General features: G+C 40.0%; 15 protein-coding genes and 1 tRNA gene. 6 read left to right on the top strand and 10 right to left on the bottom strand.

The window, feature by feature from the left end:
* Positions 1–43: 43 nt before the first annotated feature.
* From menB to AOM43_RS05570, 5 genes are read right to left on the bottom strand one after another with little or no spacing between them, the layout of a single operon-like run.
* On the bottom strand, positions 44–874 hold the full coding sequence (gene menB / locus AOM43_RS05550) for a 1,4-dihydroxy-2-naphthoyl-CoA synthase (RefSeq protein WP_059359352.1): 831 nt from the start codon (positions 872–874) through the stop codon (positions 44–46).
* A gap of 13 nt (positions 875–887) precedes the next feature.
* Positions 888–1613, bottom strand: coding sequence for an alpha/beta fold hydrolase (locus AOM43_RS05555; protein ID WP_013925312.1), 726 nt, complete (start codon positions 1611–1613; stop codon positions 888–890).
* 6 nt (positions 1614–1619) lie between these two features.
* Positions 1620–3203 (bottom strand): 2-succinyl-5-enolpyruvyl-6-hydroxy-3-cyclohexene-1-carboxylic-acid synthase, encoded by a 1584-nt coding sequence (gene menD, locus AOM43_RS05560; protein ID WP_059359354.1) that lies wholly within the window; start codon positions 3201–3203, stop codon positions 1620–1622.
* On the bottom strand, positions 3200–4243 hold the full coding sequence (locus tag AOM43_RS05565; RefSeq protein WP_006340018.1) for a chorismate-binding protein: 1044 nt from the start codon (positions 4241–4243) through the stop codon (positions 3200–3202). Before AOM43_RS05565 ends, menD begins: the two co-directional genes overlap by 4 nt.
* A 25-nt stretch (positions 4244–4268) precedes the next feature.
* The gene (locus AOM43_RS05570; RefSeq protein ID WP_226987411.1) at positions 4269–5966 is read right to left on the bottom strand and encodes a glycosyltransferase family protein; all 1698 of its coding nucleotides are present in this window, start codon (positions 5964–5966) and stop codon (positions 4269–4271) included.
* Positions 5967–6090: 124 nt separating this feature from the next.
* Here AOM43_RS05570 and rlmD point away from each other — a divergent pair, with 124 nt between their 5' ends.
* Entirely contained in the window at positions 6091–7440 is a 1350-nt protein-coding gene (gene rlmD, locus AOM43_RS05575; RefSeq protein WP_059359357.1) for a 23S rRNA (uracil(1939)-C(5))-methyltransferase RlmD, read from the top strand.
* On the opposite strand, the gene AOM43_RS05580 is transcribed toward rlmD, so the two are convergent.
* Positions 7423–8613 (bottom strand): acetate/propionate family kinase, encoded by a 1191-nt coding sequence (locus tag AOM43_RS05580; RefSeq protein ID WP_059359359.1) that lies wholly within the window; start codon positions 8611–8613, stop codon positions 7423–7425. The two genes, rlmD and AOM43_RS05580, sit on opposite strands and share 18 nt — an antisense overlap.
* An 88-nt stretch (positions 8614–8701) precedes the next feature.
* On the opposite strand from AOM43_RS05580, the gene AOM43_RS05585 reads away from it, so the two are divergent.
* Positions 8702–10153, top strand: a complete 1452-nt coding sequence (locus AOM43_RS05585) for a hypothetical protein (protein ID WP_226987412.1) — start codon at positions 8702–8704, stop codon at positions 10151–10153.
* A gap of 103 nt (positions 10154–10256) precedes the next feature.
* Positions 10257–10343 (top strand) — tRNA-Ser (locus AOM43_RS05590).
* Positions 10344–10362: 19 nt separating this feature from the next.
* Here the strand turns inward: AOM43_RS05590 and AOM43_RS05595 are convergent.
* Positions 10363–11007: a class I SAM-dependent methyltransferase gene (locus AOM43_RS05595; RefSeq protein WP_013925317.1), complete on the bottom strand. Its 645-nt coding sequence runs from the start codon at positions 11005–11007 to the stop codon at positions 10363–10365.
* 73 nt (positions 11008–11080) lie between these two features.
* Complete coding sequence (locus AOM43_RS05600; RefSeq protein WP_059359363.1) at positions 11081–11764, bottom strand: hemerythrin domain-containing protein; 684 nt, start codon at positions 11762–11764, stop codon at positions 11081–11083.
* Between the two features lie 246 nt (positions 11765–12010).
* On the opposite strand from AOM43_RS05600, the gene AOM43_RS05605 reads away from it, so the two are divergent.
* A complete protein-coding gene (locus tag AOM43_RS05605; protein ID WP_006340003.1) occupies positions 12011–12463 on the top strand; it encodes a PqqD family protein in 453 nt (150 codons plus the stop codon).
* Here the strand turns inward: AOM43_RS05605 and AOM43_RS05610 are convergent.
* Positions 12460–12837 (bottom strand): hypothetical protein, encoded by a 378-nt coding sequence (locus AOM43_RS05610; protein WP_006340002.1) that lies wholly within the window; start codon positions 12835–12837, stop codon positions 12460–12462. The genes AOM43_RS05605 and AOM43_RS05610 overlap by 4 nt on opposite strands.
* Positions 12838–12942: 105 nt before the next feature.
* Between AOM43_RS05610 and AOM43_RS05615 the strand changes: the two genes are divergently transcribed.
* Positions 12943–13836: a BPL-N domain-containing protein gene (locus tag AOM43_RS05615; RefSeq protein ID WP_059359365.1), complete on the top strand. Its 894-nt coding sequence runs from the start codon at positions 12943–12945 to the stop codon at positions 13834–13836.
* On the opposite strand, the gene AOM43_RS05620 is transcribed toward AOM43_RS05615, so the two are convergent.
* Positions 13833–15713 carry a formylglycine-generating enzyme family protein gene (locus tag AOM43_RS05620; protein WP_006340000.1) on the bottom strand — a complete coding sequence of 627 codons (1881 nt, stop codon included), beginning with the start codon at positions 15711–15713 and terminating at the stop codon, positions 13833–13835. The two genes, AOM43_RS05615 and AOM43_RS05620, sit on opposite strands and share 4 nt — an antisense overlap.
* 295 nt (positions 15714–16008) lie before the next feature.
* Here AOM43_RS05620 and uvrA point away from each other — a divergent pair, with 295 nt between their 5' ends.
* Entirely contained in the window at positions 16009–21717 is a 5709-nt protein-coding gene (gene uvrA, locus AOM43_RS05625; protein WP_226987413.1) for an excinuclease ABC subunit UvrA, read from the top strand.
* Positions 21718–21766: the final 49 nt, after the last annotated feature.

Raw genomic sequence — 21766 nt, forward strand, 5'->3', positions numbered from 1 at the left:
CCTCAATTTGCAGGGCATAGACAAGCTATGCCCTATCGATAGGTTAAGGGAGACGTGTAAATTGTGAAAAGTCAGGTTTTCTTTTCTCTAGAAAAGCATTTTTGCCTTCTTGAGCTTCTTCACTCATGTAATAGAGCAACGTCGCATTCCCAGCAAGCTCTTGTAAACCAATTTGACCATCGCAATCTGCATTGAAAGCACTCTTTAAGCAACGCAAAGCTAAAGGTGAATGCTGAAGAATTTCTCGACACCACTCCACTGTAACCTCTTCCAATTCTTCATAAGGAACGACATGATTCACCAATCCCATATCTAAGGCTTCTTGTGCATCATACTGACGGCACAGATACCAAATTTCACGCGCTTTTTTTTGTCCAACAATTCGTGCCAGATAGCTACTTCCAAGACCTCCGTCAAATGATCCTACTTTCGGACCGACTTGTCCAAATTTGGCATTATCTGCAGCAATCGTTAAATCACATACCACATGTAAAACATGTCCCCCCCCAATAGCATAACCCGCTACCATTGCAATGACCGGTTTTGGTATTGAGCGGATTTGCTTTTGTAAATCGAGCACGTTTAAGCGAGATACTCCATCATTGCCCACATATCCTTCGCTTCCACGAATTTTTTGGTCGCCGCCCGAGCAAAATGCATCTTTACCTTCACCCGTCAGAATGATGACTCCAATATCGGGATGATTACGGCAGCATTCAAAAGCCTCTTGCATCTCCATGATGGTCTCTGGACGAAAGGCATTTCTAACATGTGGACGGTTGATGGTTATTTTTCCAATTCCATCTTCCGTCATTTCAAATTTAATATCTTCATACGTTTTAACTGTTTTCCACAGCATAGTTTCTATTGGCATGATGATCCTTACGTTATAATGTTTTTAAAAAATTGACGACATGTGATTCAAATTCTACAGGCCTTTCCCAGGGAACACGATGGGCAGCCTCAGAAATAGTCAAAACTATCGATTTGGGATGCTTTAAGTTCAGTGTTTGAGCCATGAGCACATATTTAACGTCCATTTCTCCAACAATCCACAATATCGGTATATTCAGGGATTGAATTTGAGCTTTCAAATTGTCCTGATTGCTTAGAGACCAAGTCATCAGAGCATCTACGAGCTGTTCACGAGAAAATGCTTCTTCGTTTCTTCTAAAATGGGAAGGAAAGCCTCCGAAAGCAGACTGAGCATTCCATTTGAGTAGTAAATCTTCCCATTGTCCTACCTTAAAATCTTCGGCCCAACGCAAATCCGCTTCTCTTCGACTCGTTCTTTCATTTTCACTGTGCAAACCTAAATTGCCTGCGACTAAAATAGCTGCCGACCACAGGGTCGGAGATGCTAAGAGAGCATGCATGGCTAAGCGAGAACCCAAAGAGTATCCCAGAAGAACGCGTTCCGAAGTTTGATATTTCTCCCGAATATGCGCATTAAACGATTCTGCCCAACTTTTAAATCCTTTTCCTTTTACGTAAAAAGCGTGATCAAAAAGATTTACTCGGTGCAAGTGGGTTGCTTGCTTTAAAGACTTAAAGGTATCCCAGTCAGAAGGAAGCCCCAAAAAACCGTGCAAAGCATAAAGTGAAATCGTCATGTATTCTCACAGGGTTTCCAGTTTTTTCCAAAATCGAGTTGTCGCATCATGATCTGGACGCAATTCAATCAAGGCATGGCCCTGAGGATCTAATTGAGTGGGAATTTCCTCCCAAAGCATGTAAGGTATATTCCAAAATGAAGCAAAATGTTGGAAAGAAAGTTGATGCCCATTTAAAAAAATATCTTCTTTATACATACGTGAAAAGATTTTACCCCCATGATTATTAATCACAATGATTTGAGCAGAAACATTTTGCAATTGATGTAAAATCCAAGGACCCGCCAAATCGTACAACGTGGTCAAGTCTCCTAGCAAAGCAAATTGAGGTGTATTTGGGATGCACCATCCCAAAAATGTTGAAATCTGCCCTTCAATTCCGCTTACGCCCCTATTCGCCTCTACACGAATATCACGGTATTCATTGATAGCCGCCATATCCCATTCACGAATAGGCAAACTATTTCCAAGGTACATTCTGGAATGACGCGGCAGTAAGCGAGAAAAAGAGGCAATCATCGCAGGCTCTGCACACGGTTCTTCTGCACACAGGGCTTGAAAAGCCAATTGATATTGCCGATCTGCATCAATCCAATTTCGAGCTGCTCGATCAAAAGAAACTAAGACATCATAGTTTGCGAAAAAAGATTTTAAAGATGTTTGAATATGCACACCACGGTTAAGGCCCGAAAATGGCAATTCACTGATAGAACAAACATGCACATGTTGTTTTTGATCTTCTAGATCACGCCACAATCGAATTGTCGGAATCCCTCCAATGCGCAAAATTCCATCAATTTCATAATCCGCTTTTTCTGCGTATTTCCATAATCTTTCCGTCCGTGTAATACGAAGATGCTGTAACTTGGGATTTTCTCGTAATCCAGAGATTCCTTCTAAGTAGCAAGGGGCCCCCAATTGCACTAGAAAATCGGCGACAACGTCTTGATCTACTGTCTTTAAAGCGCTCACCACAACTAGAGGTTTTTTAGACACCATAAAAAATTGATCTAATAAAGCCCTATTCAAAGGATTTTCAGGTAGGTATGAAGCTTGCAAAAGCTCTTCTTCATAATGACGAAAGTCCACCACCTCAGCTTCTTCGGAAGCTGTTCCACTCGGATCTTCAAAGCAAATATTGACATGTGCCGGTGCCCTTAAATCCCACCTTTTAAGATGGCATCTTTCTCCGTCTGCAAGATCTTCAGAAAATACGGCATAAGGACCATATAGCCCCACTTGTTCAACTGTTTGAGGAGCTCCAGTCCCTCTTAATCGACGTGGCCGGTCAGCTGTAATAGCCAGTAAAGGCAAACCCGAGTAATATCCTTCCATCATAGCTGGTAACAATTCCCCCGCAGCAGTACCTGAAGTTGTAATCACGCCGACAGGACGTCCGGTTTGCTTGCTTCTTCCTAAAGCAAAATACCCGGCAGATCTTTCTTCAAACCATGAGTAAACCTGTACACCAATTGCTTGGTTTAATATTTTGACGAAATCCGCATTTCGAGAACCTGCACAAACACAAAATTCTCGCACCCCTTTTTTAATCGCCTCTTCAAGGACACTTAAAGCTAGAATTTTGCTCATATTCCAAGCATTTCCTTAATTGATTGCATTTTTAAATTGATCTCATTCCATTCGTTACGCATTTGGCTCTCTGCAACCACCCCGCAACCAGCTCCTATCATCATCTGTTCTGCGTTCCATTGAACATTGCGAATGGAAACAAAACAGTTTGCCACGTTTGCGTAAATATACCCTGCTGGAGCCCCAAAGCGGCCCCTTTCCACAGTTGTTTTGTAATTTTTTATCCACTCTAAGCTTTCGTTTTTTGGAAAACCACCCAAGGCAGGAGTAGGATGCAGTCTGCGCACAATTTTCTCAAAATCTTCTGAAACATCCAATTCAACTTCGATCGGAGTGATTAAATGCGATAAAAAAGGCAGGTGTAAAGCTTTTAATTCTCCAATATGAATCTTTCCTAGAGAAGACAAAGATTCAACAATCCCTTGGACAACAACATCATGTTCATGCAATTCCTTGCAATCAAATAAGTTATCTATATCTGAACGCCCTCTTGTACCCGCACAAGCATGCGTATAAAGCATATTTTTTTCTTGTCGCTGCATTTTGAATAGGACCTCAGGCGTTGCGCCTAAAATTCCGGAATGTTGATCCCAAAATCCGTACACATTCACCGGTTGAGCGTGAGAATAGTGCAATAAACGATTCAATGATCTCTGCAACTTTTCACGCGTCATCGTCGAATTTGAGAATTCAAAAGCATAGGGAACAGCCTTTTCCATTTTGCCCTGTTGAAATTTATTTTTTAGATCCTCAAAACCATTCATAAAATAGGTTTGATCCCGATTCTGCCACTCAGAGATAGTCGACTCAATGGGTTCTAAAAACTCTTTCAATTCCTCATAGGATCTCTCCTCCCAATAGGCATGCTTAAACCAGGGAGATGCGAGTTCTAAAAAAAAGTCAGGAAAATAAAAACAAGGCGAAGAGGAACAAGGTGAGCTTAGCCAGGTACGCGCCCCATAGCCAAGCAAAAAATTACCATTCTCGTTACTCATGATGGTTCCGTTCTTTAAAAAGGCGTCACATTGATCAAATCCCATTCCACTCTCTCTTCAACACTGTTAATTAGTTTGTCAGATTACATGCGATTCGCTCTTTTTCGCAATTTTTTTGCTCAATTGTGACCCTCATAAATACTTTCAACTTTTCTGATAATTTTTCTTGCCAATCAAGATAACCCTCCTCACTTACACAAGGGCTTTTCTCGAGAATCCGTTCAATTTGCTTACTTAAGGGTTGATCAGGATCATATACATAGGCTAAACCCGCTTCGAAAAGCCGCTGCTTATTTCCTTCTTCACAGAACTTTTGGATATGCATGATAAGCATCGGCAATTGCACTTTGATGAGCTCGGCAACAGTCGCGCCTCCTGGTTTTGAAAGCATCAACGAGCATATATGCATGAGCTCATTTTTTTCGCTTGCAGAAAGATACCCTAAAATGGCATGTCTAGGCAAAAAATTTTCTAATTGAAGCTTACTTTTTAATCCTTCATTTCTCCCGCAAATAAAAAAATATTTTTTCGGAATACCATCTGAAGGTTCATTTTTCAAAAGGTGAAAAATATGCTCCAATATTCCGACTCCGTTGGCACCCATTTCAATCAAAATACCTTTCTCTCCTGTGCTTAAATCCCATTTGTTTTTGATTTGTTCTAAATCTTCAATTTTTTGAAATTCTAGGCGCACAGGGTAGCCAATGACTTCAAAAGTTTTATCGATTTCGTCAAATGAAGATCGCGTCAATTCGGCTATTCTATGGATCGTTGCTGTCCAATCACCTTTGAAATTTCTCTTCTCCATAGACTCAAAAAAAGTCTTAAAAAATCGAGGAGAAAATGAAGGCAGCCAAAACTTGACCCTCTCAGAGTCTATTTTACCTAGATACTTCTGATGAAAAAGACATAGATCGTGATCGCAATACAACATTCTAAAAGGGATATTTAAGGAAAGCAGATTAAAATCATCGGGATAATAATTGCGTGTAGAAATGATTAAATCGGGCTGAAGCTCTCGTAACTTTTTCTTCAAGGCAGCACCTGTTTGATGCGGAATGTATTTCGCCACTTCTTGGCACATCAGACTTTGTTCAAGTAAGCGTGCATCTACATCATTGTACTGCTGCATCAATCTAAAAACCCCATCTGTCGTATACTTTCCCGTGGCAATTTTAATCGGATCGAATGTTTCAGCAAACGTTTCATAATCAATCATAACTGCTTCATAAAGATCTGGAAATAGATCCAGATAGCCTCTAACGGCCTGGGCGACCGATAAATTCCCTCCTGTAGAGGTCGTTGTAATAATCGCAATTTTTAAAGGCCTTTTTTTCTCGGAGTATTCCAATGACGGAATTGAAAACGCCTTTAAAAAATTCTGCACACCAATTTTTAGAGAACGATGCAACACAAAATGCTCTTCATCGAGAGCTTTTAATAAAGCTTTTTCACCATAAGGTGTACCTAATTGCTGACAAATCTTCAGCAGAGCACGCTCGAAAGATTCAACGTCGGTTAAAAAAGAAGCTATGTGTGTTTCATAAGCCATATAAATGACATCTGCCCAATCTGCATCCTTTAATTTATAAGACAATTGCTCATGCAGGGAACTTTTAAAAGGAATTTTCTCAAAAACGTTCCCTTCAACATTGATCAAACAGTCATCTTGAATTGTATACAAACTTTGCACATGTTCTAAAACAGACTGCTCTGCAGCTGCAGTGGAAAGATAAAAAAGCATCCATAAACCAAGTTTTTTTTTCATTGTGATATCTCCCCAACGTTTTCCCATTATAGACTACCTTTAATCCAGGTTTAAACAAAACCAACTCTTGCTAAAGATCATTGATCAGTGCTATAATTAATTGAATTTTATACTTTTAGGTCATATGAATTTGCAACTTCATCAACAAATCGATCTTTTTATTCGCTCCCTTGGTTCTTTTGGCGAGGGCGTTGGCTCTTATGAAGGATTAACTTTCTTTGTGGAAGGGGCCTTGCCTGATGAAACGGTGAGCATTCAAATTACTGAATTAAAGAAAAATTATGGTCGAGGGAAATTATTAAAAATCCTTACACCTTCACCTGATCGTGCCACACCTCCTTGCCCAATCTTTCGTCATTGTGGCGGTTGTCAATTGATGCATTTAGGTTACCCTAAACAGCTTGAAATGAAGAGACAAATTGTCCTCAATGCTTTAGAGAGAATTGGCCACCTAAAAAATATTTCCATCGATCCCTGTGTTTCTTCACCACAAGAGTTGGAATATCGCAATAAAATTCAATTGCCAGTCATGATGAAACCTGATGGACTCACAGTCGGACTATATGCACGCAATTCTCATATAATCATCCCCGTCGATCATTGTTTAATCCACTGTGAACAAGGGGAAAATGTTTACCAATCCGTCTTAAAACTTCTAAAACAATCTGATATCGCGCCTTACGACGAACGAACAGGCAAAGGAGTTTTGAGACACTTATTGATTAAAAGTGCTCTTCAAACATCAGAAAGTTTGGTGATCCTTGTGACTTCTCAAGAGAAATGCACATCTCTTCAAGCTTTAGCTCAACAAATCATGCAAGCCTGCCCCGAAGTTAAAGGAGTCATTCAAAACATTAACCGAAAGCGAGACAATGTCATTTTGGGAACAGATTGGCACACTTTAGCAGGGAAGTCTTATATTCGAGAGATGATTTGTGATCATCATTTTCATATCTCTCCTTCCGCCTTTTTTCAAGTCAATCCGGCCCAAGCAGAATCGATTTATCAACATGTGCTATCCCTTGCTGATCTGGATAAAACCAAAACTTTCTTGGATGCCTTTTGCGGCGTTGGAACAATGACCTTAATTGCGGCCGGACAGGCTAAAGAATGTATAGGAATTGAATGTGTTCCACAAGCAATCGAAGATGCGAATGCCAATGCTCAACTTAATCAAATTTCGAATGCCGTTTTTTATTGTGATCATGCTGAGTCTAAAATCCAATCGCTTAAAGATATCGATGTTGTCTTTTTAAATCCGCCAAGGAAAGGATGCGAGGAGTCTTTATTGAACCGTTTAAAGATCGTTAAACCAGAAACCATTCTTTATATGTCTTGTGATCCCGCAACATTGGCTAGGGATCTTAAAATTCTTGTTCAGCACGGCTATCAAATCGAGCAGGTCACGCCTTTTGATATGTTCCCACAAACAGCTCATGTCGAAACTGTTGTAAAATTAACTTTGCATCACTAAACAAGCTTGCGCAATAGCGAATTCTTCTTGTGTATGGATGACTAGAATGCGTGTGGGAGAATGCGCATCTGCCACATCTTGATTTGGAATGCAATTGCGGTTTGCATATTGATCCAAATGGATCCCCAAAAAGCTAAGACCTTTACACGTTTCTTCTCGAACTAAAGCGGCATTTTCTCCTATCCCCGCCGTAAAGATCAACACATCCAAACCCCCAAGAGCAGCAGCAAAAGCTCCTATATAAAATTTTAGATGATAAATAAACATCTCAAAGGCCAGTTTTGCTCGCGGGTTACCCGCTTCCATTTGTTGGATAATCCATTGCATATCTCCACTCTCCCCACTTATCCCCTTCAGTCCTGAGCCATAATTAAGTAAATGGTTAAGAGAATCCACCGAAGTCTTATTGTCACGCAACAAATACAAAAGAATGGCTGGATCAATGGAACCCGTTCGGCTTCCCATCATTAAACCTTCAAGAGGTGTAAAACCCATGGAAGTGGTCAAGCTACGTCCTTGATAGATCGCGGCAGCCGAGCAACCATTGCCCAGATGACAGCAAATCATTTTTTCGGTGGGATATTGATGCAACATTTCGATGGCTTTAGCAGTACAATATTCATAGCTAATTCCGTGAAAGCCATATCGACGAATCCCCTGTTCTCTCCATTCATAAGGACCAGGGTAAGTATAGACCTCTTCACTCATCGTTTGATGAAAAGAGGTGTCAAAAACAGCAATATGCATACTGTCAGGAAAGAGTTTTTGAGCCGTTTCAATTCCTTGTAGGCCAGGGGGATTATGCAAAGGAGCGATCGAACAAAGAGACTTTATCTCGTTTTTGACCTCTTCGGTTATAACAGTCGGCTTCAGAAGTTTTTCCCCTCCATGCACAATGCGATGACCAACTCTGGCAATTTCTGTTGGACTATGTAGAAGAGGTGTCTCCCCTAACCAAAGGCTTTCTAAAAGAGGCTTAAGCCCTTCGTAAAGTGAAGATATCTCAATCAACTCCTCATGTGAGATCCCTTTTTGAGTCATTTTACGAACAAAAATGTTCTCTTTTCTTCTAGCTAATGTTGCATTCCATAATGTATCTAGACGACCGTCTCCTTTTTTAAATAGAGCAGCTTTAATACTACTAGATCCGACATTTAAAACAAGAATGTACATTTTCTCTCACAAAATCTTATTATATCTTTATTAATAAATAACAAATGAATTATTATTTTTAAATATAAATAACTAAAAATAAGAAATTATGTATACACCATATCTAAGTATAAATACTGCATCCTATTATAATAATTCTGAACAAACGAATAGTTATAATAAATTCGACAGAACTTTATATGACATTTTTAAGAAATACGCGTCTCTCCCAGGTCAAGGAGAAATCATTGTATCAGGTTACGTGCTTCCCGATGGCAAAGGGGATTACTTTCACATGCTCTCTATGATCAAGCATTTGCATAAAAAATTCCCTGAACGCCATATTCACTTAATCGCAAACAGCCCTACTGTTCATGAAGGCTTATTGCCTGCACCAAAAATCGACCGGTGCTCTTATCAAATTTCCTATCAAGCTGAACCTTTTCAGGAAGAAACCTTACAAAAAATCCAAAAAGCTGCGCTGTGGATTTCAGGTCCAATCAGTATCCCTTGGGAATTAAATAATCTTGCGACTGTAGAAAAACAAAAAGGGATCAATATCCATGAATATGACGAAGATCCTTCCACGCCTGGACATGCTGGTAGCTATAACCAGTGGAAAAATTCTGTTGTCATGGGTTTAGGTACCGAAAGCCACGGAATATTTACTTGTAATCCAAAAGTTTTTACTTGGGAAATGCTTGAAAATACCCAACTGAAAATGTTGTTATTCGGAAATGCACAACCCAGCCAAGAAGAGATAGAAACATATCTTTCGTTAAATGATCTTTTTTTCTGTTATATGAGCACCTTAAATAAGGCCGTAAAATTTATTCTCGATGCGGTTGCATTTACTAAGCTTCAAGAGAAACAAAAATCCATTGACATCTGCTTTCCATGCAAAGGTCATTTGCATAACATTGCCAACTTTCTAGAAAATGAGAAAGCAAATCTTGTCAGACAAAATGTTGGTTGCATTAAAGTCATTGCCTATAAAGGAGATCAGATCAAAGAGACATCGATCCCCATCAAAGATAATGGACTTCAAATCAGAATCATTGACGTTGGAGCTTTGACTAATAAAGACTTTAAAATTTTAACACAACTAAGTGCGCCTTTAATTGGTTGCACCGGAGATAATTCTCTAGCAACCGCTCTTTCTTATGGAAAAATTCCGTTTTATGAGACAAATCCCCACAAAGCGCGTTTAGCCGCTAATTTACTTCGGCTCGTAGAAGAAAAACTGGGCGAGGATTCCGAACTTTATGAATACCTTTCAACCAAATTTAATGCGTTTAATGCATTTGCACAATTCCCTGAATTTTCTTCTAAAATCATTGAAGAAGCAAAAGAATTAGGTTGTTATATTCGAGAAAATCGTTCATTTAATTCCACCATTCAAGGAATTGCTAATTATCATTTATATCGTTTGCAGTATCCTCATTTTGCTGCAAGAATCGATGAGATTCGCAACCAATTTGTTCGGGAAGAGATGACTCTCGATGAGGCGCAGGAACAAGTAAAAAAAATAGTTGAAGACAAGGCAAATGAACTTAAATAAAAAAATCTTGTCATATCATTTTAGGCGAATGGGTGGCATGTAGAGCGCTCATAGGAAACATCTTGATTTCTCTCATCAAGTTATGGCAAACTTGTTGTTTCTTGGAAGAGTGGCAGAGTGGCCGATTGCGTCTGTTTCGAAAACAGATGTACTAGCGATAGTACCGGGGGTTCAAATCCCTCCTCTTCCGATCCGTTGCCATTTAAAGCTCATAACGCTTCCAATTTATTTCCAACAAATCGAATCAAATGATTAACACCTTTTGCTTGGTCTTTGTATGTTTGCCCAAGGTTGTCTAAAAGACCGATTTGGAAATTTCGAGTTAATTGTCTTGCCGATTCAATACTCAAATACCTTTTCGTGACCTTATCCATCTGAAAGAAGTCTTCTTCCAAAAGCTTACCCGTTTTGTATTCTGGATCATTAACCGAATTGGTTAAAAAAGCAAAAACTCCCCCGGGCTTTAATATGCGCTCTATCTCGCTTAGAATAGCTAAAGTCGTTTTTAGATCAAAGTAGTGTAAAGACAAATGGGCATAAACCACATCGTAAGAGCTGGATTGAAACGGTAATTTCTCTTTCAAATCGAGCTGCATAATCTTGATTTTTTTTCTTATTTCTGCGAATAGATTCGCTAAATTGATAGAGAGAGAAGTTATTTCAATATCCGTACTGGTTACTTCATAGCCTTCGTTAGCAAAATAAAAGCTATCTTGTCCATGCCCCGCACCCAATTCAAGTAGACGTCCTTCTTTCGGAAAGTATTGAATGGCTGTTTCTGCAAATAGGGAGGGCTTTTCAATCCAATCTTGTTCTTGGTAATTAGAATGCAATTCTTTCCACACGTTATTCATAAGGTCCTTCTAGAGAGTTGTCATAATCATATAGGAGTTAGAATTCGTGATCAAAAAATATTCATCAACATTTTTATTTTAGCTGAGGGGTAAATTCAGCAAGATTATATACCCCCAATTGTTGTTCAATCTTCGCGACCTGATCTACGATGCCTTCAAAGCCCTCGGATCCGAATAGCTCATGCTCTTTATCTTCAAATTTATCTCCTAGTTTCATGTATTCTTCTTTTGATAAGAGCTTCTGAAAAGCAGGAAATAAAATAGTATCTTCACGTGCTTCGTGAGGGCGAAACATTCTCACATATAAACGTAGATAATCGGCTAAGATCATTTTTTGGATTTCATCCTTTAAATCAGCTTCTGAAGTATGTGAAAGAATGTAATCGGTCAGCTGTCTTCCAACTTGATGCTGATCTTTTAGAACCCTGACTAATTCTATGTGTTGATTTGCTTTTACAAATTGAGGAAAAACATACTCTTCTTCCAGCTTCTCATGGTAATCCTCTAAAAAATCCCTCACGATTTTTGCAGTTTTTGCCAGAATTTGTACAGGGAAGGCCTCATGATTATCGATGCGCCGCGCGATTTCTTGGTAGATTAATAAAAGTCGGTTCAAAACACCATGTTCTCTCATTAAATCTTCATTTGGAGAGATCTCTTCACTGGTCAATGTTTCTTTTTGTTCACCAATTGAGTCAGCAAAAAGAAGGGTTGAACTAAACACTAAAATGCCTATGAACGCTGATAAAATTTTCATCTCACACCTCTGATTATTTAGAATAATTATCTAAAGAACCAAGAATAAGGTGTCAATAAGGTTATAAATAGTTTTTTATCTCTTTTCTCATCGCATAAAATTTTCTGCTCTCTCAATCCAATTTAAAAGGATTGAAAAAAAAATCTGTAACATTTACAACCCTAGCACAAGACAAATGAATTTATTGTTATTTTTGAAATTTATGATAGTGAAACTTGTGATCGGAAGAATGAAGAGGATTTCTTTATGCATTTATCTCGGCGATTTAAGCTAAATAAACCATTTGTGACTTATCAAATTTTAGCTGAAGAAATTGTGATCGTTCATCTTGAAACAGGTACATATTATAGTCTCGATTATGTGGGAACTTTTATATGGAATGGACTCATGAACGGATATCCTACCCAACAGATTCTGGAAGATATCTATACCCATTACGAAGAGGTTCCCGAGACGACTGAGAAAGAAATTATTGCATTCGTCCTGCAACTTCAGGAGGAAAAACTCATTGTTCAGCAAAAAGAAATTGAACTCACATTTAACTTCTACCACCCCTACTCTCAACCACTATCTATCAAAAGCCCATTTGTATCACCATGCCTGAACAAATACACAGAAATGCAAGAACTTTTGCTTCTCGACCCTCTTTTTGAAAGCGAAGCTCAAACAATGCTGAATTTGGCATTTTCATCTTTTTAAGTCGCTTTTGGTTGGCATAAACTTGGAACAGCGGGTGAAAAAGGAGCCGCACTTAAAACAACCTTTTTGGGAGAGGAAAAAGGGAATGTTGAGATGGTGTAATTTCCATAACTAGGAACTGTTCTGCCGCTGCTATAAAGTTTAGTTTCTCCTGATTCATCTAAAATGCATACATTGATATATAAATCTTCCCCACAGCCATTAAAGAAACGGATCGATTGTTGACTATTGAGTTGCTGTCCAGCGTCATAGCTGCGTATGCACGTGGAGTAATCGGGGAGATAGCTTTTAGAATCAGAGTCTAATGGGAAATAAATGATAAAAAGACTAAAAAAGCATAAAAATGACAAAAAATTTGAGGAGAAATGAGACATGTAGCCCTCCTTTCTTCAGTAAGAAATACTTCCTATCTGTTTTATTATAAAATGAACGTTTTTTTAAAGAAATATTAGAAAAATTAGGCCAACAGGATAAATTCCATGAGTATTCCAAATCGACCGCTCGACTCTTCAGAAATTTTCATTTACACAGGACCAGGAATAGATAGAGATTGCTCTCAAAATCTATACGATGAGTTTGAATCTGTTGTTGAGTCTCAATATCAAGTAAAAACTCTGGAACATATAACACATTTGCCTTGGTCAAACCGCAATCATAGCACCCTTGTGTTTCCGGGGGGAACACTAACTAAAATTCAACAGGGTTTAACACCGGAAAATGTTCGACGCATCCAACAATTTGTCACGGATGGAAAATACTTTGGATCATGCGCTGGCGCTGGAATAGCGGGGACAAAATTTTTTCTGCACACTGAATTAAAAATGCCTCTTCATATTGACTTTGAAATCCCTTCGAATAAACTCTTCGGTTTTTTTGAAGGAAACTGTTTTGGCCCTCTCTTTAATCAACCGAACCACGATCCTGCCTCCCCTCTTCAATACCGCGCGGCTTTAGTTAGATGGATCGGATCAGAAAATTCACACATAAAAAATCCTTTTTCTATTTTTTCCAATCACGCCATCGGTTTTCAAATGCCTTTTAACACTCAACATGCAAAAGTCATGCTTGAGTATGAGCACAAAGTCCCAGCAGCACTTGTCTGTAAATTTGGTGAAAGATGGAATGTGGCGCTTATCGGAAATCATCCAGAAATTCGAGGAGAACATGTCGAAGAAGAGTATAAGAAATTTAAGCAAGAAACTGATCAAATCCTTCTGAATGAGCACTTGCCTGCAGACATGCAAAAAAAACTAGATGATTGGGAATCCGAAGAAATGGAAAAAACCATAGAAATATTTAAAGCGCATGAGAATGAGCAAAAATTTGTTTTTAAATCGCTTTTGAGAGAGCTCCATGTTCAGGTACGTGACTAATCATGCACATGCGAGGCACAACGAAATCCTGTAGAGGGACAGCAAGTATCTGCTGATAACGGCGCAGCTGGGCTTCCTGCACACACACGCACAATGTCATATTTTCTCGCAGAATGATGTTTTGCATGGACAACGGCAAGCTTTTTTTCTTGATTTTCGAATCCCCGCGTATAGGCCGTTGACGTCCATTCCTTGATTGAATCATCCTCGGAAAGATTTAGCATGTGATTGCGTGCAGCGCGCATCCACTCTGCTTCCGAAGGCAATCGTTTTCCTACCCAAACCGCATAAACTAATGCGTCTTTGTAAGACACATTCACAACAGGCTCATGCTCTTTCCCTACAGGGATTTCACCATCCTCCCAGTGAGAAGGAGCGGGGTAATTTGTCGCCTCCATAAACTTTTTATATTCTTTATTCGTCACGCGATCCCGATCAATGTAATAGTCGGGGGCTTGATGAATCCGTGCAGAAACAAAGACCATCGCTTCTTTTTCTACGGGACGAGCTTTTTCAACGTGAACATTTACCCCGCTATGCACTTGCTTGCCTGTTGCTGGAGATTTGAATTCAGAAAATTCCGCTGTATGAGTTAACGCCTCTTCAAATTCTTCAGCAGATAAAAAGGTATCAAAAATATCAGGATCAGCTGCTAACTCTTCGAGATCATTATTCTCAAAGTAGTTAGGTTGTTGAATATCGGGATTGATCTCTAAATTTCTCACAAGGGGATCTCCAAATGAAGTGTGAGTTGTACTTTTAACAGGATTAAATGCTATGGGCTGATAATTTTCGGGGAACGAAACTTTCCAAGTGGATTGATTTGATTTAGACACAAATTCAATGTCAGAATCTGCCGCTTCGCCAGCTTCTAATTTAGATTCATCAATATCAAAGGCTTCTGCAGTGATATTAACACCTATTCCGTTATCTTCTTCCAAAAGCATATCGTCTCGTTGCTTACTTTTGGAGTCATCACCTAGAAAAATAAAAGCAATTTCAGGAGGCTCATTCTTTTCAGGTTCTGTTTTAGCGACTTTTTCTTCCGCGTGTTGCACTTTTTGCAAGGAAGGCTGTACATTGATTTGAACGCCTGGAAGCCGATTTGTTAAAAGATCAAAATCAGCCTCTTTGTTTTCTCCGATAGGTTGACTGACCTTTAATGAATCAATTTCATTCCAAGGAAGTCGGATAAGCCGCGAGGTGTTTCCTAATTTTGCGACGAATACAGGCTCCTTGACAGAGGAATAGGGTAGCTCTTTTTGTTCTCCTGTTGCATCTGACAGTGTTCCGTGCAATTTGCCGTCGAAATAGAGACTTTCAATGACATCCGATTTTAGAGTCATTTCTCCCTGCTCGTTTGTGACAGAGATCGGATGATTCCCTAACGCGACTGTTAACACATCCCCATTTTGTAGCTTCAGACAATAAAGCTTTTCTTTGGGTTTTTTTGGATCTCGTTTTTGATCTTTGAAGACAACCCAATGCACTTTGTAAGGAAAAATCACTTTTTGTGGCTCGTGATCGGGAGATAAAATAAAATAATCTTTAGAAACCTCTCCCTTAAAGTGTAAGCCTTCTTGTGTCACAAGTTCCATTTTGGTTTGCCCTTGATCTTGCAAAAAGACGAGCGCCACAACATCTGAAGGAGCAAAGCTAATGGTTCCAAAGGGATAGCTCAATTTGGGGATTTTTTCAATGGTCCCGGATACGTGTGTACCATCCAGCAAAACAATCTGATCGACATCTGACGTGAGCTTTTGAATATCGGTCCATTCTTTTGCAGAAAAATGGGCGTTTGTTTGCAAAGGCATCCCTCCATCTAAATTCATGGCGACGCTGGCAACCAAACAAGCGGTTATCATCATTTTTTGCATATTATGTTCCTTCTATCACGTCTAGTTATTGAGCTGGGTTATCCATCAAAAAATGTTTCAAAAATTCTTTTACAAGAACTGCTCGCAAAGTGCAATCCAAAAAATCAAAAAAAACAAAATTTTTGCTTTTTTGCGAGTAAAATATTCTCTATATCCATAAAATAGGTTGAAATTTTTTCACAGTACTTGCTGATTTATCTCATCTCGATTAAAATCGATAGTGGAATTTTGGGTTTTTACCAAAATCTTTAAATTAAATAAAATTATCAATCTATTCCCACGTATAAAAAATAAAGTGAATAATCGCCAAATCATTTTAAAAAAAGTTAAGGTCCATAACCTTAAATCTATCGATCTGACCATCAATCCAAACCAACTGGTTGTCTTAACCGGAGTTTCTGGATCAGGTAAGTCATCTTTAGCTTTTGACACTTTGTATGTGGAAGGACAACGCCGCTACATCGAATCGCTTTCCACCTTCGCGAGACGACAGCTTGGCGATATGGCAAAGCCAGATCTGGAACATGCGTCAGGAATTTCTCCAACAATCTCCATTGAGCAAAAAACAGCCGGACGCAATCCCCGTTCTACCGTTGGCACTATGACCGAGGTCTATGATTACTTAAGAGTCCTTTATGCCCGCATTGGCGTTCCTCATTGCCCTGTCAGTGGAGAAATTGTTTCCCCTCAGAGTAAAGAGCGAATCATCAAAACCATTCAAACCATGCCCGAAGGGTCTAAGTTGCTTATTCTCGCCCCTTTTGCTCGTGGGAAAAAAGCGGAATTTAAAGAAGATTTCCAAGATTTATTACGCAAAGGCTTTATGCGCGTGAGAGTAGATGGACAAATCGTGAGTTTGGAAGACTCCATTACCCTAGATGGTTCCGTCGCCCACGACATCGATATCGTCGTCGATCGTATTGAAGTTAAGCCCGATAATCACTCTCGTATTGCAGAATCTGTGACGCATGCTCTTAACCTGAGTCAAGGGGAATGTATTGCCCTAACAGCAAATGGTGAAGATGAGCAATTTTTTTCAATGCACGCCTTCTCTCCAAAATCAGGCCTTTCCTATCATTCACTTGAACCTCACGATTTCTCTTTCAATAGTCCCGCAGGGATGTGCCCAAGATGCAGTGGACTCGGCACGGTCGTTGAATACGATTTAGATTTGATTATTGATCCAACTTTAAGCATCGCCGAGGACTGCTGTTCGATCGGAAGCTCCTATCAGACCGTCAAGTATGGCAATATTTATGACAATCTGGCTGATCAGTTTGGATTCAGCGTGCATACGCCTTGGAATAAATTAAGCGAACGTGCCAAAAAAGTTTTTTTATACGGGACTGAAAAAAAGTGGACTAAAATGCAATTTGTCCACCCTGTCACTGGCTATACTTGGATTGACCGTGTCCAATGGAGAGGCGTTCTACACGAAGCCCATACTCGCTATACAGAAGCAAAAAGTGATACCTATCAAAAGAAGATGCAAAAACTCATGCATCAACAAGTTTGTCCGGAGTGTCACGGAGAACGCTTAAAGCCTTATCCTGCAGCGACTGAACTCAATGGTAAAAGAATCTCTGCGCTCTCTGCTATGACAATTGCACAATGCGTCCAATTTTTTGCTAATCTCAAGCTTTCCAAACAAGAAAACTTAATTGCGAGTGAATTGCTTAAAGAGATCCAAGAGAGACTCCATTTTTTAATGGAAGTCGGTCTACATTATTTGGCTTTAGATCGAACGGCCCCCACCCTTTCCGGAGGAGAGGCTCAACGTGTTAGACTTGCTTCTCAAATTGGATGTGGATTACTTGGAATTACCTACATTTTAGATGAACCTTCGATTGGATTGCATCCCCGCGACAATAAAAAATTAATTGCGACCCTCAAACATCTGCGAGATATGGGTAACACGGTGATCGTTGTGGAGCATGACGAAGAAACCATTTGGGAAGCTGATCATATTCTAGATTTTGGACCTGGCCCTGGCGTATTAGGGGGCGAAATAGTTGTCGATGGCGATTTAACCGACCTTTTAACGAATCCCGTTTCCTTAACAGGCGCCTATCTTTCTGGTCGTAAACAAATTTTCATTCCTAAAAAAAGGCGTAAACCACAAAAAGAGTCACTTGAAATTCAAGGAGCAACACACCACAATTTAAAAAATATCGATGTCAAAATTCCTCTGGGCGTTTTCATCGCAGTCACCGGTGTTTCTGGATCTGGAAAATCCTCTCTCATTACAGACATTCTTTATCCAGCCCTCTCGAATCATTTGCACGGAGGCGACCATCGTGTCGGTGCGCACAAAGGGATTCAAGGCATAGAGGCAATTGATAAAGTCATCGCAATTGATCAATCCCCTATTGGACGTAATCCACGCTCAAATCCTGCGACCTATATTAAAGTGTTCGATGAAATTCGGGATCTTTTTAGCATGCTGCCTGAAAGTCAGGCGCGCGGATATAAACCGGGTCGTTTTAGCTTTAATGTGCGAGAAGGCTCCTGTTTGAACTGTGGTGGAATGGGCCTTCTCAAAGTGGACATGGATTTCCTTGATGATGCCTGGGTCGAGTGTGAACAATGCAAAGGAAAGCGATTTGACCACGAAACATTATCTGTTTTCTACAAGGGAAAAAACATCTACGACATCCTAGAGATGGACGTGTCTCAAGCTCTCGCTTTTTTTACAAACATTCCTTCGATCAAACACAAGCTAGAAATGCTGCAAAAAGTGGGAATGGAATACATTAAACTTGGCCAATCCTCTACAACCTTATCGGGCGGTGAAGCTCAGCGCATTAAATTGGCCAAAGAACTTGTACGTCCATCTACCGGAAAAACACTTTATATCTTCGACGAACCTACAACAGGGCTTCATTTTCATGATATCAAACACTTACTCGAAGTTTTACATGAGCTTGTCGAACGTGAAAATACTGTTTTAGTGATTGAACATAATACAGATGTGATTAAGACGGCAGATTGGATCATCGATATCGGCCCCGAAGGTGGTGAAGAAGGAGGTCGCGTTGTTGCGACAGGAGCGCCTGAAAAAATTGCGAAGCAAGAAACACCCACAGGAACAGCCATTCGCACAGCCCTTGAGCATTGCTTTGAAAAAAAGGCCCAGGAAGTCTTAGCAAACAAGCAAAAAAAGAAAAAGCAAAAGAAGCTGACTCCTTCAAAACAGGCTATCCAATCCATCACAGTAGAAGGAGCGGAACAAAACAACTTAAAGTTGGTGAATGTCACTATTCCAAGGGAAAAACTTACCGTTTGCACAGGCCCTTCAGGCTCCGGAAAAAGCTCACTGGCTTTTGATACCATTTACGCGGAAGGACAAAGAAGGTACATTGAATCTCTTTCTCCTTATGCACGCCAATTTGTCAAGCAAATGCCTAAGCCTAAAGTACAACATGTCGAAGGCCTTTCTCCTGCGATTGCGATCGAACAAAAATCGCACGCTGGAAATCCTCGTAGTACAGTCGGAACCATGACTGAAATTTATGACTATCTCCGCGTCCTCTTTGCCCGTCTAGGGATTCCTCATTGTCCAGAAACTGGTGAAGTCATCAAAGCGATTAGTAAAGATCATGTGGCTGATCGAATTTTGAATTACCCTTTGGATGAAAAAATTCAAATTTTGGCTCCCATTGAAATCCGTAAAAATGAAAAATTTGCGGAAGTGATCACACGCTTAAATAGGCAGGGATTTGTCCGCATTCGTTTGAATGGGGAGTTTTATGAATTAGACGCTGAACCTGAATCCATTCCCTTTGATCGAAAGCGCAAAAACGAGCTTTTTCTTGTCATTGACCGTCTCAAAGTTTCACCAACGATTCGACAACGCCTTTTAGAAGCCATTGAAAATGCCTCCGAAAAAGGCAGTGGAAAATTAGTCGTCATGCATGAAAAGGGCGATGAACTTTTCAACCTGTCTTTTGCTGTTGAAAAAACGGGCAAATCTTATCCTGAAATTACACCCCATACATTTGCTTTTAACACACCTGAGGGAATGTGTTTAGATTGCCAGGGCTTAGGCTATCAATATGGAGCGAATTTAGCTCAAAAAAATGAAGTGATGGATCGTTCTATTGAAGGACTCATGTATTGGTTATGGGGTGAGAACACCACCCATTCTACCTTGAACTTTCTAGATAAATTTTTATCTGAAGAACAGATTGATCCCTATTGCCCCCTTAATCAACTTCCAGCTGAACAATTACAACTTTTAATGAATGGATCCGAAAAGCTTTATACATTGATGCGTAAAGGAACTCCCCCATTGACTTTCCGCTGGGCAGGGATTGATCACGTGCTTTCAAAAATTGGGAAACACGGAAAAGGTGAGCTTAAGAGTGGCGTACTTCCTCTCCTTGATGAATATGAATGTCCTTCCTGCGGAGGGTCTCGCGTTAATCCTCTCGCACGGCATGTCACCATCAACAACCTGAATATTCACCAAGTTTGCCAACAACCAATCGAACAAACATTCCAATTCATCGATAAACTTGTTCTTAAACAAGAAGAATTTAAGCTTTTGGACGAAGTTAAAACCCAGCTGTTAAATCGCTTACGTTTTCTCTGCCAAGTCGGTTTACATTATCTCGCATTAGAAAGACGCGCACCCACACTTAGCGGTGGAGAAGCTCAAAGGATTCGTCTAGCTCGACAGCTAGGTAGCGGCTTAACGGGCGTCTTGTACGTGTTGGATGAGCCAACAATCGGTTTACACCCTCGAGACAGCGATCGCCTGAATCAGGCATTGCAAGATCTCAAAAATTTAGGAAATACCATGCTGATGGTGGAACATGATCCTCGCTCTATCCAAAAAGCGGACTACATTCTCGATTTTGGACCTCAATCTGGAGAGCACGGCGGCCATATCACTGCACGTGGAACTTATCAGGAAATTCTACATAACCCGCAATCTTTGACAGGCGCTTATTTATCAGGAGCTAAAAGTATTCCGATTCCTAAAAAGCGGAGAAAAGCTGTCTTGAAAGACGGTATTGCAATCGAAAAAGCGACGCTACATAATTTAAAAAATCTTTCATTGAAAATCCCTAAAGGCGTGTTTACCTGTTTAACTGGAGTTTCTGGATCAGGAAAGTCCACCTTATTAGGACAAATTCTCGTTCCAGCTTTCGAAAAAGGACTTTTAAAAACAGACACTGTCGAACTTCCAGGGGCTAAAGTATCGGGAATCGAAAATTTTGATAAAATGATTTCGATCGATCAAAATCCCATTGGTCATACAGTACGCTCAGATGTCTGTACGTATGTAGATGTATTAACGCGCATTCGGGAATTTTTTGCTTCGATTCCTTTGGCTAGATCTAAAGGATTGCAGCCTAAGCACTTCAGCTACAATCATCGCAAAGGAATGTGCACAGCTTGCTGGGGTCTAGGCTACCGACGCGTCGAAATGCATTTTCTTCCAGCAGTTCAGGTCATATGCGATGAATGTAAAGGACTTAGATTAAACCCGATAAGCTTAGAAATTGCTTATAATGGGAAAAATTTGGGCCAATATCTACAAATGACAGTAGACGAAGCCCGTGTTGCCTTTGAAAACCACCCTCGAATTGTCCGCATTTTAGACACCCTTATCTCTGTGGGGTTAGGCTACCTGCAATTAGGGCAAGAAATGGTCACGTTATCCGGCGGAGAGGCTCAGCGCATTAAATTAAGCCGCGAGCTCGCCAAACGCTCCACTGGCAAAACTTTATATTTGCTAGATGAGCCCACTACGGGACTTCATAGTGACGATATCGATAAATTACTTAAAGTCTTACACAAACTTGTCGACAAAGGTAATACTTTGGTTGTTATCGAGCACCACTTGGATTTTATCAAGAATAGTGACTACATCATCGATCTTGGGCCTGAAGCAGGAGAAAAAGGTGGCGAAATTGTGGGAGTTGGTACTCCTGAAAAAATTGCCACACATCCAACTTCTTGGACGGGCTTTTATTTACGAGATACATTAAATTAATATCCCCTTCATTTGATCTTTACAATTACAGTTCATTATTAGCATATAG

The organism is Parachlamydia acanthamoebae (genome assembly GCF_000875975.1).
In the GTDB taxonomy this organism is placed as follows: Bacteria; Chlamydiota; Chlamydiia; order Chlamydiales; family Parachlamydiaceae; genus Parachlamydia; species Parachlamydia acanthamoebae.

Coding starts and splice junctions, on each gene's coding strand:
- menB (WP_059359352.1), bottom strand. CDS start 874: ATGCCAATAGAAACTATGCTGTGGAAAACAGTTAAAACGTATGAAGAT.
- AOM43_RS05555 (WP_013925312.1), bottom strand. CDS start 1,613: ATGACGATTTCACTTTATGCTTTGCACGGTTTTTTGGGGCTTCCTTCT.
- menD (WP_059359354.1), bottom strand. CDS start 3,203: ATGAGCAAAATTCTAGCTTTAAGTGTCCTTGAAGAGGCGATTAAAAAA.
- AOM43_RS05565 (WP_006340018.1), bottom strand. CDS start 4,243: ATGGGATTTGATCAATGTGACGCCTTTTTAAAGAACGGAACCATCATG.
- AOM43_RS05570 (WP_226987411.1), bottom strand. CDS start 5,966: ATGAAAAAAAAACTTGGTTTATGGATGCTTTTTTATCTTTCCACTGCA.
- rlmD (WP_059359357.1), top strand. CDS start 6,091: ATGAATTTGCAACTTCATCAACAAATCGATCTTTTTATTCGCTCCCTT.
- AOM43_RS05580 (WP_059359359.1), bottom strand. CDS start 8,613: ATGTACATTCTTGTTTTAAATGTCGGATCTAGTAGTATTAAAGCTGCT.
- AOM43_RS05585 (WP_226987412.1), top strand. CDS start 8,702: ATGTATACACCATATCTAAGTATAAATACTGCATCCTATTATAATAAT.
- AOM43_RS05595 (WP_013925317.1), bottom strand. CDS start 11,007: ATGAATAACGTGTGGAAAGAATTGCATTCTAATTACCAAGAACAAGAT.
- AOM43_RS05600 (WP_059359363.1), bottom strand. CDS start 11,764: ATGAAAATTTTATCAGCGTTCATAGGCATTTTAGTGTTTAGTTCAACC.
- AOM43_RS05605 (WP_006340003.1), top strand. CDS start 12,011: ATGCATTTATCTCGGCGATTTAAGCTAAATAAACCATTTGTGACTTAT.
- AOM43_RS05610 (WP_006340002.1), bottom strand. CDS start 12,837: ATGTCTCATTTCTCCTCAAATTTTTTGTCATTTTTATGCTTTTTTAGT.
- AOM43_RS05615 (WP_059359365.1), top strand. CDS start 12,943: ATGAGTATTCCAAATCGACCGCTCGACTCTTCAGAAATTTTCATTTAC.
- AOM43_RS05620 (WP_006340000.1), bottom strand. CDS start 15,713: ATGCAAAAAATGATGATAACCGCTTGTTTGGTTGCCAGCGTCGCCATG.